1 protein-coding gene is annotated in these 821 nt (G+C 41.3%); it reads left to right on the top strand.

All coding sequences use genetic code 11. The features are described from left to right. Window positions 1-659 (top strand): DUF1538 domain-containing protein (locus ACRCJ0_RS16705; protein ID WP_431391281.1); only part of this gene is annotated, 659 nt, incomplete at its 5' end. Window positions 660-821 lie beyond the last annotated feature (162 nt).

Raw genomic sequence — 821 nt, forward strand, 5'->3', positions numbered from 1 at the left:
GAATTATGATTTATTTTTATAGAAGAATCAATAAAGGTGAATTACGCCGTATTGCTATTGGGGTTGTCTATGTCTTGATTGGTTTAACTTTCTTCTTAATCGGGGTTAACCAAGGATTTATGGACATGGGCCGTTACCTTGCAACTGAATTAGCAACTAACCATGAAGCCTTACTACCATGGATTGGTCTAGTAATGGGACTAGTAGTTGTATTAGCTGAACCCGCGGTACACGTACTTGGTGACCAAGTAGAGGACGTAACCGGTGGACATATTCCTAATAAGTTGTTATTATTCTCCTTGTCGATTGGTGTAGGTTTAGCCGTGATGATGTCAATGATCCGTATTATGGTACCAGGCGTTGAATTGTGGCACTTCCTATTGCCAGGATTTGGCTTATCAATCTTATTAAGCTTCTACGTACCCAACCTGTTTACAGGTATCGCCTTCGATGCTGGTGGGGTAGCATCTGGTCCGATGACAGCGACATTTATCTTGGCCTTTGCTCAAGGTGTAGCCGCAACGTTACCTCAAGCAGATGTATTAGTAGATGGTTTTGGTATCATCGCAATGGTGGCAATGACCCCAGTGTTGATGGTTCAAATCCTAGGTTTAATCTATAAATTACGCGTTAAAGACAATAAAGCAATTGATGAATAAGGGGGTTAATTGATGACTGTAGAATCAGTGGCGTTTTTCGCTATTGTAAACCATGGTATTGGTCAAAAAGTACTAAAAATTGCCAAAGAGCATGGAACCGGTGGCGGCACCTTGGTCCTTTGTGATGGCACCATTCCAAATAAATTCCTTAACTTAATGGGT

It is taken from the genome of Aerococcus sp. L_32 (assembly GCF_050689315.1).